The following is a 13,947-nucleotide window of genomic DNA, read 5'->3' as shown; positions in this document are numbered from 1 at the left end:
TGACGGGGTAGGGCTTTGCGGTCGCCTCCGTGCGGGATTATGACCACATCATCGAGCAAGCCATGCCGATGATGCACATGAACATCGCTACGGTCGCGGTCCAGCCTAACCAATAGACTGGCCCCGAAATCATCAGATCGCCCATGACCGACTTTCGCCGAACCAGCAGCATCATCACGGTCATGATCGGAGCGGCCAGTATACCGTTGATGACCGCGCTCCAATAGAGCGCTTTGATCGGGTCCAGCGCCGTGAAGTTAAGCCCAACGCCGAGCGCGACCGAAAGCGCGAGTACACCATAGAACGCGACGGCCTCCTTCGGCTTTCGCGACAGGCCGACCGGCCACTTGCGACCTTCTCCGATAGCGTAGGCCGTCGAGCCGGCCAGCACTGGGATCGCAAGAAGGCCCGTCCCGATGATGCCGAGGGCGAAGATCAACTCGGCCATCGCCCCCGCGACGGGCCTCAGGGCTTCGGCCGCCTGGGCGGACGATTCGATGTCGGTCTTGCCGGACGCGTGCAACGTTGCCGCCGTCGTCATGATGATCGCGATCGCGATGACGTTCGACACTGCCATGCCGACAAGTGTATCGATCCGGATCCGCTTGACCTCTTCGTCCTCCTTCTCCGGCTCGCGCTTGAGCGGCTTCTTGTCGGGATCGATCCGCTGCTCCTCTGCCTCCTGGGAGGACTGCCAGATGAAGAGATAGGGCGAGATTGTCGTCCCGAGGATCGCGACCAGGGTCGTCAGGAAGGGTCCATTCCATTCGATCTTCGGGATGAGAAGCCCCTTCAGGGCCTCGCCCCAGGGCACCTTTGCGAGAAAAAGGGCGATGACATAAGCGAGCAAAACGAGCGTCAGCCATTTCAGGATCGCCACATAACGCTCATACTTGAAGAAGATCTGCGCGATGACGGACACAGCACCGAAGAGCACGACGTAAAGTGTGCCCGATCCCCCGATCAGAAGCTTGAGGGCATCGCCCATCGCCCCAAGGTCGGCGGCGACGTTGATCGTGTTGGCGACGAAGAGCAGCACGATCATGGACCAGATGACGGGCGCGGGGAAATTCCGGCAGACGTTTCCGGCGATGCCGTGCCCAGTGACGCGTCCGATGCGACCCGAGATCTCCTGGATCGCGGCCATCAGCGGATAGGTGATCAGCATGGTCCAGCCGATGCCGAATCCTAGTTGGGCGCCCGCCTGGCTGTAGGTGCCGATCCCGGATGGATCGTCGTCGGAAGCGCCCGTGATGAGGCCGGGACCAAGACGCCGCAAGAAGCTATCTTGATCTTTATTCTCGACCGGCTTCTTGCGCGTTTTCCTCCTCGCCACTCGTCGTCCTCGCTGCCGTGGATCTGATTCCGGAACTCATAACGTCGATGCAGTCGAATTTGTTCGGCGCAGTCTTGGCGAGACCGACTCCGCCTGGCCGCCACGCTCTCGGGAAAAATAGGCAGTGGCTCTGCTGCTTTCCGGAACCTTGCCATCATTAGCGGGTTCTCGCATGCCGCATCTGGCGGCGAGGAGAACAACATGAACAAGCTTCTACTGACGACGGCCCTGGCCGCGCTGATCTCGACGGGCGCGATGGCGCAGTCGACGGTCGTCACCACCACCGGCACCGGTCACGCGGCCGCCGTGCAGATCGAGCCAGAATACCGCACCAAGATCCGCACCTACGTCACAGAGCACAAGGTCCGTCCGGTGCAGCAGAAGATAGTAGTCGGCCAGCCCGTGCCGCGCGAAGTCGAACTTGAGGCGGTGCCCGCCGACTGGGGTCCCTCGCTCACCAAATATCGCTATGTCTACTCGGGCGAGCGCGTGATGCTGGTCGATCCGTCGACCCGCACGGTCGTCCAGGAGATCGACTAAGCCTTCCCGGCGGGTCGCTGATCGCAGCGGCCCGCCCCCCATCCGGCCCCCGCCGTACCTTGAATTCCATTTGCGAGCGGCCGTCCATGCCGATCATTCGTTATTTCGTCTTGGTCGGCGGGTTCTTGCTGGCGCTGCTCTTCGTTGCGGATCGGTACATGCCCGCTCCCGTCGAAGCCGCCGCCGTGGCCGACCCCGACAGGACCATCATCCGCATAAAATCGGCGAGGAGCCTCCCGGAGAAGATCGTCTTCGACACCAGCCAGCGGGCCGAAGCGCCGATGATCGCGCAGGCCGATCCGGTCCCGGAAGAGCCGCTGCAAGAAGTGCGAGAAGCCATGGCCGCCGTGCCTGCAGCACCTTCCGGCGAGGCCCGGAAGGAAGGGCGGGCCCGCGCTGCGGCGGTCGTCACGCATCCGAAGCGGTCGGCAAAGCTGCAGAAGCGGACGCCCGACCGGCGCCTCGCCTTCAAACGGACTGATCCATTTGCGGGCAGATGGTGGTGAGCGGAAGCGCGACCGCGGTTCAAAGGAAAAGGCCGCTCCCTCGAGGGGCGGCCTTCGTAGGTTCCACGTGCGCCCGCTCTCACCAGTGGCGGTGATGCCGATGCCAGTGATGACGAACGACCGGATAAGACCCGCGATAGTAGGCGTAGGCCGGGCGGACGACGCGGCGATAGCGGTAACCGTAGGACACCGGCGCTGTGTAGTAGGTCGTGGTGTAGCCGCCGCCCCAGCGATAGGGCTCGTCGTACCCGTAGTCGTAGGCGTAGGGACCGCCATAGTAGCCGGCTCCATAGTAGCGGGGGCTACCGTAGTAGCCATAGCCCGGTCCCCAGCCATATGCCGAGGAGGCAATCCCGCCGATGACGGCGCTGGCAACCAGGCCGCCGGCGATGCCCGGCCCCCATCCGCCCCACCCGCCTCGCCAGTGGGCTTCGGCAGGAGACGTCGTGGCCACCGAGGCCAAACCGAGGGCGCCGACCATCAGCGCCGACATTGCATCTTCTTCATCGAGGATCCTCTCACTTTGTTCGAGCGCCCCGACCACAACGGGAAAAAATGGCAATGGTTTCGCTGGCCCCGGCGGCGAGCGGGCAATGGATGCTCGGTCTGGAGCAGCTTGACTCGAAAGCATCGAGCTTGACCACAACAGCAAGGTCTAGGTTGGGTTCAGTTCATGTTGCGTTGCGGAAGCTCTCGAGGGACCTTCGCTTGATCCAACCGCATTAACTTTGTTGAATTCACCGCACAGCGTTTCCGCAGTAAACTAACTCTTCTTGCGTTGGGGGGTCCCATGTTCGATCGTGCCACGACCGCGCTCTTGCGCGCCGTCTTCGATGAGGTCTGCGAAGACGTCTCGCGCCACGAAACCGCGGCGCGCACCCATGTAGCCTCGAGAATCCTAGAAGCGGCTACCGACGGCGACACTTCGCCCGAGAAACTGAAGCAGATCGGACGCACGGCCCTCCACGACGCGCCGACGATGTGGCGATAGGTCGAGGAAAGCGGGGTGAACTTCCAGGTCACCGTGCTCAAGATCCTGGTGAGCTATCCCGACGGGTTCGCTGTTATGGCCGATCTCAAGCGCGACATGGCGATCCTGGCGACGAGCGGGCGTGATTGGGCCGACCGCACCAAACGCCTTGCCGCTCGCGTGCCGGAGCTCGACATCTTCTCGCAAGGACTGGTCGAGCGTCTGAATGGCGGATGGCGAATAACGGAGAAGGGCCGTTCCGTGCTCGAGTTCATGGAAGCAAGGCCTGCCGACACGAGGACGGAGAGCGCTGCGCCCGCCGCGGCGCCGCCGGCTTCAAGTCCAGCGGCGTCCCCACCTGTCGCCGCTAGGCGCTCTGGCCGAAGCCAGCGCCTGCAGCGCCGTCGTGCGGCACGCGAGCGGGCCCGCGCAAAAGCTTGCTGAACGCGCACTTGTCCGGTTCACGAGGTTAACCGGGAAAAACCAGAAACTTTGCTGACCGTGTCGAGTTGCCAGCGATCGGATCGGTCGCCGGGAGCGTACAGATGGTCGACGAAGTCGTCTTGAAAAATGCCGCAGAGACCGCGTGGACGTTGTATCGGGCACGGCACCCCCATGTCGACGCTTCTGATAGCCGGCGCTGCCTCATGGAGCGCCATCTACATCGGAGATGCGAAGAGCGACAGAGCGATGCTGAAGACCTCGCGACCTTCGGACTAGCCTACCTGCACCGGCTTCCCATTGACGAATGTTGACGTGGATGAGAATGCTCGTCGCATACGTAGCCATCGGAAGCACAAGACCCGGCTGGACGCTGCTCGCGATTTCCTTTCTTATTTCCGCTTTCCTAGTGGTCGGCTTGCGCATCGCGCTAGGAGCCTAGCTCGATGAGGATCGCCCAGCTTGCCCCCTTGGCCGAGAGCGTTCCTCCGAAGCTGTACGGCGGCACAGAGCGGGTGATCGCTTGGCTGGTGGACGAGCTGGTCGCACTCGGACACGACGTTACACTGTTCGCGAGCGGCGACTCCAGCACGAAGGCCAAGCTTCACGCGGTGTGGCCGCGCGCACTGCGTCTGGGTCGGAAGGGCGTCGATCCGAACGCCGCTTGCGCGCTACTGATCGAGGCCATCTCCGAACGTGCGCACGAATTCGACATCATCCATTCCCACGTGGACTGGTTGCCTCTGCCGACCCTGAGTCGCGCCGGAGTGCCGTTTCTGACGACCATGCACGGTCGGCTCGACCTTCCGGGCTTGCCCGATGTGATCGGGACTTTCGCAAAGGCTCCCTTCGTCTCGATATCGGACAACCAGCGCCGTCCCCTTCCGGACGCGACTTGGATCGCGACGATTCCGCACGGGCTGCCCAAGGACCTGTTTCGTCCCTCCTTCGAAGCCGGTGCGTACCTGGCCTTTCTCGGGCGGCTGACGGCGGAGAAGGGGCCGGAAGCTGCGATGCGCATAGCTCGCGCCGTCCGGATGCCGCTCCGGATCGCGGCCAAGATACCTCGAGCGGAGACGGCCTATTTCAAGAAGAAGCTGGAGCCGGAGATCGACGGCCAGACGATCAAACTCGTCGGCGAAGTGGACGACGTCCGCAAGCAGCCGTTCCTCGCCGGCGCCGCAGCTCTCTTGTTTCCTATCGATTGGCCGGAGCCGTTCGGTCTCGTCATGATCGAGGCGATGGCGTGCGGCACGCCCGTGATCGCCTACCGTTCAGGATCGGTGCCGGAAGTCGTCGAAGACGGCGTCACCGGCTTCATCGTGGACGACGAGGAGCAAGCGATCGAAGCGGTCAAGAAAGCCGCCCGGCTGGACCGCAGCACAATCCGCGCCCGCTTCGAGGAGCGTTTCGTCGCCAGTCGCATGGCCAGGCAGTATGAAGAGAGCTATCGGGGACTGGTCGCTCGCGGAGCACGCCACGCCTGAGGAGCGTTTCTCGCGCGAAGGATTCCAAGGCGCGGGGCGTGGCCCCCGTTCCCGGGAACAACCGGCAGTCATGGGCGTTGGGGCGGGCATCCGAACGGGTGCTGCACTCACGCTGGAGGAGAAATTCCATGAAAAGCTTTCTTGCTGTCGCTTTGCTGAGCACCGCCGTTGTCGGGGGCGCCGCGTTCGCGCAATCCGCTCAGCCGGCCGACCGCGCCGCGCCGGCGGCTACCCAGCCCGCCGACAAGATGATGCTAAAGGACAATTGGCGCGCTTCGAAGCTCATGGGCCTGAACGTCTATAACGAGGCCAACGAAAAGCTTGGCGACATTAACGAACTGCTGGTCGACAAGAACGGCAAGATCAACGCCGTGGTGATCGGCATCGGCGGTTTTCTCGGGATGGGCGAGCACGACATCGCGGTCTCGATGGACAAGCTGAAGTTCGTTGAAGAGCCGGTCCGGACAAGCTCGACGAGCAACACGACCACTACGCGCGAGACCACCACCGGTGCGGCTTCGACGACCACGACAAACCGCAACACGAACGATTGGGTGCCGGACCACGCCGTCATGAGCGGCAACAAGGAGCAGCTGAAAGCGCTCCCGCAGTTCAAGTATTCGGACTACAACTGACGGGACCAAGCGTTCTCGGATTGAGGGGCCTCCATCGGAGGCCCCTTTTTCTTTGAGGTTCGATGACGCTCGCCAAACAGAAACGGCCCATCCGGGGAGCCGGACGGGCCGTTGGTGCGAAAGCTAGTAGTTTAGTGCATATGAACCAGGAAATAGCCGACGCCGCCAACAACGAGCACGGCAGGAACGGGCCAAAGAATCAATATGGGCATTCCAATCGCTGTCAGTAGGTCGCGGGCCTGTCGGCCCACGAATGGTCGCTTACTGCTCGGTGCAGACCTTCGTGGTCTTGACCGCCGATTCTGCCTCGACCTTGGTCTTGCAGACGCCGTTGCCGACAACCGTGGTGGTGGTCGTGGTCGGCTTGCTGTCGACCACGGTGTGCTTCTTGGTGGTCGCATCGCGGACGATGTAGAACTCGGCGGCGCTGGCGGCCTGGGTGCCGAGGGCGAAAGCGGCGAGCGCGCCGTACACGATCAGCTTCTTCATGATGTCCTCCTCAGTGTTAGCAAGTAGTCACTGCCAACGGAGATTCTTCGTCGAATTTCCGGTTGTTCCCGCCGACTAGCCCGTCGTCCCATTTCGCTACAGCACCAATTATGCGGCTCGCAGAAGAAATCGGATCCCTGATTGCCGAGTTTTCCCGAAACGGAACCGAAGCCGACCCTTCGGGTTAACCGAGGTCCGCATTTAGGAGGTTTCAGAGATGAACAAGCGTTTATTCTTGGCCACGACCGCTGCCGTCGCGATCGCGACTTCGGCTTTCGCTCAATCTTCGCCGAGCACGTCGAGCTCCAGTCCGTCCGCAACGCAGCAGCAGAAGGACTCCACATCGACGCCGTCCTCTTCGACGTCGACGCCGTCGAATTCGTCGGGCTCGGCTCAGACCAATCCTTCGAGCAACTCGGCTCAAACCCAGTCTCCGTCGTCGACCGGCCAAACCGCCGGTAGCCAGCCGTCCAATTCCGGGACGGGCACCAACACCACGCAGGCACCCGCCTCGGGCAATTCGACGAACCAGGCCCAGACCAATCAGCCGTCGAACCAGTCCACGACGCCGTCCAACCAGGCGCAGACCGATACTACTTCAAACACGAACAACCAGACGCAGAACGCCAATCCGCCGTCCTCGACCACCAACCAGGCGCAGTCGCCCTCTGGTAGCGGCTCGACCAGCACCGTCCAGCAGCCGATCAATCAGCAGAACACGGCGGATCGTTCGTCGAACACCAACGTGAACGCGTCGGTGAACATCAACGACCAGCAGCGGACCCGCATCAGCGCGTCAATATCACACCTGAACGTGCAGCCGCTCACCAACGTGAACTTCTCCCTGTCGGTGGGCGCCGTCGTCCCCCGCGACATCCGCCTGCAGCCGTTGCCGGCAGAGGTCGTCGAGATCGTGCCGCAGTATCGGGGCTACAACTTCGTGCTGGTGAAGGACGAGATCGTGATCATCGAGCCCTCGACCTACAAGATCGTGACGGTCCTGCCGTATTCCGGCCGTTCGACGGCGGCGGCACCGGCGCGCACCGAGCAGCGCAAGATGACGTTCAGCGACCGCGATCGCGAGGTCGTGCGCAAGCACGCCAAGGCGCGCCCGGTCGAGCGCGAGAAGCGGGTGACCACCGGCAGCTCGGTCCGGACCGAGATTCGGGCCGGCGAGCGCGTGCCGGAGGGCGTGGAGATCGAGGCCTTCCCCGAGGAGGTCTATCGGGATGCTCCGACACTTCGCGAGTACCGCTACATCAACCGGGACAGCCGCACCTACATCGTCGAACCCCATGAGCGTCGCATCATCGAAGAGATCGACTAATCCAAAAGCGAAGGAGAATATCCATGAAGACAATCGTGCTGGGAGCGCTCACGGCAACCTTGATGGCGGCGTCGGCGAATGCCGCGCCGCTCGCGCCTTCGGCCATAGCGTCGACCGAGCTTAGCGGCACCGAGCAGGTCCGTCTCGTCTGCAGCGAGTATGGCCGCTGCTACCGGGCCCGCGGCCCCCGCTACGTCCAGCGCTACTATGGCGGGGACGACGGCTACGTGGTCCGCCGGAGCTATGGCTACTATGGCGGCGGTCCCGGCTACTACGATCGGGGCTACGGCGGTGGTCCGAGCATCGGTTTCAGCTTCGGCACCCGGAGCTGGTGAACTAGGAAAGGGGGCCGCTCCCAGCGGCCCCTTTCTCCGTCGATTCCTGTGGGGATCATGGGATGTCGGCTGACGGCGGCATCGGTGATGCGCTTTCCATCCTTTTCGTAGTAGCTGAAGGTCGCACCGGTCCGCTTGCGCGTGTAGCCGGGCGCGGAGTCACTGACGTACCGGAGCCCTTCTTCCGCGATGGTGGCTGCCACTTCAGCGGTGCGGTCCAGAACCTGTTCTTCGTTGCCGGTCTGTCGGAGCATGCTTTGCCCCTCGGAAGCACCCTGGGATCGAGGCTCCGCTCTTTCTAAAGGACTGAAAACAAGCAGTTGGTTCCGTTCCGAGGTCGGCGGGTACTAGGTGTGGATTCCATACCGGGACCTCAGCTGGAGCCGGCGGTCCCTTTCCAAGGGACGCTGTGCAGGCGACGATGGCGGTGAAGACAACTTCAGACAATCGTCACAAATTTCACGGACACACCTGCACAATCAGTCTTCACGAAGGCCTACATGTCCCGGTATTCACTCGATGAGTTGCGTCGTCGTTATGTCGTCGAGAAAAGACCGCTCGAAGCCAGTGTCGAGCAGATCTTGCGGGCCGACACGGGCGCGGGAGCCCGTGCCATCCTGGCTTCTATAGATAAGCGGCGTTACGAAAACAGGTCCGAAGGACAGCGCCTACGCAAGATCCTCAGTTTTGAAACCTCTCTCTGGGAGAGCGGCGTTCATGCCGTGGCAGGCGTGGACGAGGCCGGGTTGAGTCCTCTCGCCGGGCCAGTCTCCGCTGGCGCCGTCATCCTGAAACCCGGCACGCGAATAGTTGGGATCGACGACTCGAAGAAACTCGACTCCGCGGCTCGCGAAGAGCTCGCGAAGGAGATCAAGGCAAAGGCAGAGAGTTGGTGTGTGGCGTTCGTGGAGGTCGAGGAGATCGACACGATCAACATCTATTGGGCGGGCATCCAGGCCATGCAGCGCGCGGTCAGGGGACTAGGATTGACGCCGCAGCATTTGCTGATCGACGCGAAGCGGTTGAAGGAAGTCGACATCCCTCAGCAGGCGATCATCAAGGGCGACGCCAAGTCCGCCAGCATTGCGGCCGCCTCCATCCTCGCGAAAGTCGAGCGCGACACGGTCATGCGGGCACTCGACATTCGTCACCCCGGCTACGGCTTCACGGATCACAAGGGCTACCCCGTGCCGGCTCACCACGAAGCGCTCGCCAGGCTTGGTGCATGCGCAGCTCACCGTCGGTGTTCGGACCCGTACGCAAGGCTCTTGGGGGTTGCCGCCCCTGCCGCCGTGGCCTTCAGCAGCCGAACGCGAAGCCGGCTGACCGGGTCGGACGTCTCTGTTCGGCGGCGCTATTTTCGCGACCCACTCTTTTCGCGAACGACGTCCTTGGCCTTTTTGTCGGACCGCAGGCCGAGATAGATCGGCTGGCGCAGCTCTCCCTTGCTGGTTCACTCGGCGAACTTCACTTCCGCGACCAACGAAGGACGCACCCAGGTCGTGACCCGCTCGTCCTTCACCTTGGCGGAGAACGGCGACTTGCCTGTCTTGAGCCTCACGAGCTTGCCGTGAAGCTCTTCGAGAACCTGGTGGCTGAAGCCGGTGCCTACGTGGCCGATGTACCGCCATGCGCCCCCTTCGCGTACCGCCAGCACGAGCGCGCCGAAGAAGGGCCGGGTTCGCCTCGGCGCCGTGAAGCCGGCGATCACGACCTCCTGCCGCTGCGCGGTCTTCACCTTCAGCCAGTCCGCGGTCCGGCGTCCAGAGTTATACGGGCTATCGGCGCGCTTGGCCACGATGCCTTCGAGATGTCTCCGCTCTGCTTCTGCGAAGAACTTTGTGCCGCTGCCTTTGCGGTGGTTGCTGAACGCGATCAGCTTGTGGCGCGGCAGGATGGCCTTGAGCCGCTTCTTGCGCTCGAGGAGCGGCAGCGCACGCAGGTCCTCGCCGTCTGCGAACATGAGGTCGAACGCGCAGTACAAAAGCTTAGCCTCGTGGCGCAGGGCGTTTTGAAGCAACTGGAAATGGGATACGCCGTCCTTCCCGATCGCGACGAGTTCGCCGTCGATTGCGGCGCCCGCCTTCACGCCCTCAAGTGCTTTCGCGACCTCGACATAGGAGTGGCTGATGATCTTCCCGTTGCGGCTGTAGAGCGCGACCTGACCGCTCCGGATCTCCGCGACCATGCGGAAACCATCGAATTTGTCTTCGAAGACCCAATCCGGATCGTCGAACGGCGCATCCGTCAGCGTGGCCAGCATGGGCTGCAGGCGAAGAGGCAAGCGCGATTTTCGAGGCATGGACGATAAAAGCCGGAAATGGATACGAACGAGCGGGAAGCATCGTGGGTTCCGCCCGACAAGGGAGAGCTTCGGCGGAATTGGGAATGCAGAGCCCAAATCTATACAGCCACCAGCTCGCCTGCCGCCTACGCCTCACTGCAAAGAAGTCCTCGCCCTATCGCTTGCGCAGAAACTGAAAAAGGAACGCTCTCGACCGGATTTGATTGGATGTTCGGAGAGCAACATGAGAGATATTTTGACAAAATCGGGTGAGCAAGAACAGCTTGGCAAATGGGGATTGGCTACGGCTATCGGCCTGCTTGCAGTAGCTTTTGTCGTTGAACGAATGGCTCCGCCCGAGGACGCGGCGCAACTTTCGAGAAGGTCACCCGCCCCTCCTGCGAGAGCCGACGCGCGAGTTGGGGAAGACGGCCGAGGTCGGCACGCCGCCTCGCCATCCGAGATCCCGGCGAAGGGATGGAAGGATATCCTGCTCCGGGTCTACAACAACATCTCTGAACATCGCATCATGGCTCTTGCCGCAGGGATGACCTACTACAGCATCCTTGCCATATTTCCCGCGATCGCCGCGCTGGTTGCGGTTTACGGGCTCTTCTCTGATCCCATGACCATCAGCAAACACCTCGATCAGCTTGGTGGATTCTTGCCGGGTGGAGCGTTGGATGTTGCGAGAGAGCAGATGACCCGGGTGGCTTCCAAGGGCTCCAACACGCTCGGCGTCACCTTCCTGATTGGACTAGCAACGTCTCTCTGGAGTGCGAATGCCGCCATGAAGTCGCTGTTCGACACCATGAACATCGTCCATGGGGAGGACGAGAAGCGTGGGTTCTTCAAGCTGAACGCTGTTTCACTGGCGTTTACGCTCGGAGGCATCTTATTCATCATAGCGGCTCTCGGCTCTATCGTCGCTGTTCCGGTGCTCCTCAACTATGTAGGTTTGTCCAATAGCGGTGACCTACTGCTGCGCATCGGCAGATGGCCTGCGATGTTCGTGGTACTCACGTTGGCCCTGGCCGTGATTTACCGCTATGGCCCCAGCCGAGAGGCAGCGCAATGGCGCTGGGTCACGTGGGGCAGCGCGATCGCGGCGCTCCTTTGGCTCGCCGTATCCGGCTTGTTTTCCTGGTACGCCGCCAGCTTTGGCAAGTTCAACGAGACGTACGGATCGCTTGGGGCAATCGTCGGCTTCATGACTTGGCTATGGATCTCAGCCATCGTTGTTCTCCTAGGCGCCGAGATCGACGCCGAGATGGAGCATCAGACCGCCCGCGACACCACCACGGGTCCCCCAGACCGCATCGGCGCGCGCGGGGCCCGAGTCGCGGACACGGTAGGTGCGGCACAAGGTTCGTGAATGAGCAGGTGGCGCAGCTCGTCGAGCCGGGTAGCTTTGAGGATTACATTGAGGACAAAGATGCTGGGCGGGATCCCCGGCGGGCTTCAGCTACACACGCATCTACGGCTGCTCGCAGCGATGTGACGTAGTGATCCGCACCCACCGCTGTCTGCACCGCTCTGTCTTTGAGAACCTCGTCTTCTGCGGGCCATAAACCGACGAGGATGGGAACACCCCTAAGCCTTCGTCTCAGGCGCTGAAGCAGGTAGCGCAAATGCGAAGGATTGCCCCGTATGTCGAGGTAAGAAATGCAGACCATAGCGACTCCCGTCACCTCCAAAGAGCCGATCCCTTCACGCGAGGCTTCATGATAGCTCGCAACCCTTGCTCCCAGTCCGTGTTTCTCAAGGAGCTGCGCCAGCATCGCAGCTGCGGATTCATCGAGAGGGCCCTTGCCAGCAAGGCACAACACCGGACTCTCGCCCCGCCATTGCGCCGATAGCGATTGAGAGTTCAACATCGTATCTGGCGGAGGCGCTTCCGCAACGGGCCGCTGGTCTTTCGGAGTGCCAGCCGGCGGCTCTCCGGACCGAGACGGATGGCTATCATCATAGGTCGCCAGCTCCCGTATCAGGCCGAAAATCGTATTCCTGACTTTTTCCAATTGCCGATGACCGATCACACCGCGCTCGGCGTCGTTGGCGGCAAGCTGCAAACCCTTGAGCGCGACCTCGTCGTAATAGGAGGACAAGGAGCGCTCGTCCAGCAGGAGTTCTGCATGGTCTTGGGCCTCATCGGCATCTCCTGCCAAGATACGTTGATAGAAGCTCTCGACCGGCGTCAGCGGGGGCCTGTCGCCAAGCAGGATATCAAGAAATTCAAGTCGGTCCACGTGCCTGCCGAGAACGACCAGGCACAGTGTCAGTGGCATCGAAAGGACAAGCCCGACCGATCCCCAGAGCCAGCTCCAGAATATGGCCGAAACCACGACCGCAAACGGAGATAGACCGGTGCTATGGCCATAGAGGATGGGCTCAACGCCTTGGCTCACGAGCAGTTCGATGACGACGTAAAGTGCAGCCGTCCAGATCGCCATAGACCAGCCCGTGTCAACTGCCGTTGCAAGTATGATGGGCAGGCCCGCCGAGATGAATGATCCGATGTAGGGCACAAATCGGAGCAACGCGGAAAGGATCCCCCAGAGAAGGGGGTTGGGCACGCCGATGAAATAGAGGCCTACCCCGATGACGACACCAAATGCGGAATTGAGCCCGAGTTGGGCAAGGAAGTAGCGGCTCAATCGCTTCGCAGCGTCGTCCATCGCCACGGTGGTTCGATGTAAATCCGTCGAGCCGAACAATCTGATCATACGATCCCGCAGATCTTCCTTCTGCAGTAGCACGAAGATGGCGACCACCACGATGATGCCGAACGTGGCAAATGGTGACAGGACGGGAGACAGGTATTTCTCAAGCAGAGCTAATGGGTTTGTCGGCTGGTTTCCGAGCGTTTGTTGCTCGCCGGCCGACCGGTCGATCTTGGGCGCCGACGGCGGCACGATAGGTTGCCTAGGCTTCGCATCATATCCAAAATGCTCAAGTACGCCGGACATCTTGTCCAGCGCCAACTCACGCACGGTCGAAATCTTCTTTTCGATGGTTTCCGCATATTCGGGAGCATGGCGCGTCAATTGTGCAACTTGCGAGCCGATGATCGTGCCGATGATGCCAATAATTCCGATCGCAAAAAGCACGGCGATAAGCACTGACGGGATCCGACCGAGCCGCAACCGCCGAAGAAAGTTCACCAAAGGGGACAGGACGAACGACAGAAGAACCGCGACCGTAATCGGGACGAGTACCTCTCGTGCGAGGTAAAGCGCAGCTACGATAGCGACGCCGACCTGCAGCGATAAGAGGGTTGAGGCCGGGCCGGACGCCGCGGGAACACGCTCCTCTTCCCAGGGTTCGAAGCGATCCGCGTTAGCCATGGCAGCCCTATGAAGCAGGCCCCTCGAAGGGGCGCAGCGCCTAGCCGAACCCGTCATTCTGCCAAACGTTCCCACGAAGATTGCGCAGATACCTTCTGATAAACGCAGGCATGCGGTTGCCTGAGGCAAGCACTCGTCATTCGTGAGTCCAAGCCGAGCCCTTCTTGCTCCTATCTGCCCTTGCGATCAGCGCGACCCTTCGAGTGTCGGCGCATAGGAACAGAGCTGGGGCTTTCCGAGTTCGAGCTGT

General features: G+C 61.7%; 14 protein-coding genes and 2 pseudogenes. 10 read left to right on the top strand and 6 right to left on the bottom strand.

The features are described 5' to 3' along the window. Positions 1 to 37: 37 nt before the first annotated feature. A complete protein-coding gene (locus NLM25_RS33630; RefSeq protein WP_254122049.1) occupies positions 38 to 1,336 on the bottom strand; it encodes an Nramp family divalent metal transporter in 1,299 nt (432 codons plus the stop codon). A gap of 201 nt (positions 1,337 to 1,537) precedes the next feature. On the opposite strand from NLM25_RS33630, the gene NLM25_RS33625 reads away from it, so the two are divergent. Next, a complete protein-coding gene (locus NLM25_RS33625; RefSeq protein WP_145668885.1) occupies positions 1,538 to 1,876 on the top strand; it encodes a DUF1236 domain-containing protein in 339 nt (112 codons plus the stop codon). Positions 1,877 to 2,001: 125 nt separating this feature from the next. Continuing rightward, a complete protein-coding gene (locus NLM25_RS33620; RefSeq protein ID WP_254122047.1) occupies positions 2,002 to 2,382 on the top strand; it encodes a hypothetical protein in 381 nt (126 codons plus the stop codon). Positions 2,383 to 2,461: 79 nt separating this feature from the next. Here NLM25_RS33620 and NLM25_RS44065 read toward each other — a convergent pair whose 3' ends face one another. After that, positions 2,462 to 2,863, bottom strand: coding sequence for a hypothetical protein (locus NLM25_RS44065; protein ID WP_305887439.1), 402 nt, complete (start codon positions 2,861 to 2,863; stop codon positions 2,462 to 2,464). A gap of 309 nt (positions 2,864 to 3,172) precedes the next feature. On the opposite strand from NLM25_RS44065, the gene NLM25_RS33610 reads away from it, so the two are divergent. The 4 genes from NLM25_RS33610 to NLM25_RS33595 all read left to right on the top strand — a co-directional run bounded on the left by NLM25_RS33610 (position 3,173) and on the right by NLM25_RS33595 (position 5,915). Beyond that, a complete protein-coding gene (locus tag NLM25_RS33610) occupies positions 3,173 to 3,373 on the top strand; it encodes a hypothetical protein (protein WP_254122045.1) in 201 nt (66 codons plus the stop codon). A gap of 15 nt (positions 3,374 to 3,388) precedes the next feature. After that, positions 3,389 to 3,796, top strand: coding sequence for a hypothetical protein (locus NLM25_RS33605; protein WP_254122043.1), 408 nt, complete (start codon positions 3,389 to 3,391; stop codon positions 3,794 to 3,796). A 443-nt stretch (positions 3,797 to 4,239) separates the two neighbouring features. Continuing rightward, positions 4,240 to 5,280 carry a glycosyltransferase family 4 protein gene (locus tag NLM25_RS33600; RefSeq protein ID WP_254122041.1) on the top strand — a complete coding sequence of 347 codons (1,041 nt, stop codon included), beginning with the start codon at positions 4,240 to 4,242 and terminating at the stop codon, positions 5,278 to 5,280. 128 nt (positions 5,281 to 5,408) lie between these two features. After that, the gene (locus NLM25_RS33595; RefSeq protein ID WP_254139802.1) at positions 5,409 to 5,915 is read left to right on the top strand and encodes a PRC-barrel domain-containing protein; all 507 of its coding nucleotides are present in this window, start codon (positions 5,409 to 5,411) and stop codon (positions 5,913 to 5,915) included. A gap of 261 nt (positions 5,916 to 6,176) precedes the next feature. Here NLM25_RS33595 and NLM25_RS33590 read toward each other — a convergent pair whose 3' ends face one another. Further along, positions 6,177 to 6,404 (bottom strand): hypothetical protein, encoded by a 228-nt coding sequence (locus NLM25_RS33590; protein WP_254122037.1) that lies wholly within the window; start codon positions 6,402 to 6,404, stop codon positions 6,177 to 6,179. A gap of 217 nt (positions 6,405 to 6,621) precedes the next feature. Between NLM25_RS33590 and NLM25_RS33585 the strand changes: the two genes are divergently transcribed. Beyond that, complete coding sequence (locus NLM25_RS33585) at positions 6,622 to 7,731, top strand: DUF1236 domain-containing protein (RefSeq protein ID WP_254122035.1); 1,110 nt, start codon at positions 6,622 to 6,624, stop codon at positions 7,729 to 7,731. Positions 7,732 to 7,754: 23 nt separating this feature from the next. Further along, positions 7,755 to 8,066 carry a hypothetical protein gene (locus tag NLM25_RS33580; RefSeq protein WP_254122033.1) on the top strand — a complete coding sequence of 104 codons (312 nt, stop codon included), beginning with the start codon at positions 7,755 to 7,757 and terminating at the stop codon, positions 8,064 to 8,066. Here the strand turns inward: NLM25_RS33580 and NLM25_RS33575 are convergent. Further along, positions 8,015 to 8,320: a hypothetical protein gene (locus NLM25_RS33575; RefSeq protein ID WP_254122031.1), complete on the bottom strand. Its 306-nt coding sequence runs from the start codon at positions 8,318 to 8,320 to the stop codon at positions 8,015 to 8,017. The two genes, NLM25_RS33580 and NLM25_RS33575, sit on opposite strands and share 52 nt — an antisense overlap. 246 nt (positions 8,321 to 8,566) lie before the next feature. On the opposite strand from NLM25_RS33575, the pseudogene NLM25_RS33570 reads away from it, so the two are divergent. Further along, a pseudogene (locus NLM25_RS33570) lies at positions 8,567 to 9,392 on the top strand (ribonuclease HII). A 28-nt stretch (positions 9,393 to 9,420) separates the two neighbouring features. Here NLM25_RS33570 and ligD read toward each other — a convergent pair. Further along, positions 9,421 to 10,368 (bottom strand): annotated as a pseudogene (ligD, locus tag NLM25_RS33565) (non-homologous end-joining DNA ligase). A gap of 226 nt (positions 10,369 to 10,594) precedes the next feature. Between ligD and NLM25_RS33560 the strand changes: the two are divergent. Continuing rightward, a complete protein-coding gene (locus NLM25_RS33560; protein WP_254122027.1) occupies positions 10,595 to 11,725 on the top strand; it encodes a YihY/virulence factor BrkB family protein in 1,131 nt (376 codons plus the stop codon). Between the two features lie 43 nt (positions 11,726 to 11,768). Here the strand turns inward: NLM25_RS33560 and NLM25_RS33555 are convergent, their stop codons facing one another. After that, entirely contained in the window at positions 11,769 to 13,697 is a 1,929-nt protein-coding gene (locus NLM25_RS33555) for an AI-2E family transporter (protein ID WP_254122025.1), read from the bottom strand. Positions 13,698 to 13,947 lie beyond the last annotated feature (250 nt).

The organism is Bradyrhizobium sp. CCGB01, from assembly GCF_024199795.1.
Lineage (GTDB): Bacteria > Pseudomonadota > Alphaproteobacteria > Rhizobiales > Xanthobacteraceae > Bradyrhizobium.
The sequence above is the reverse complement of the archived record's forward strand: the minus strand, read 5'-3'. Positions and strand labels throughout refer to the sequence as shown.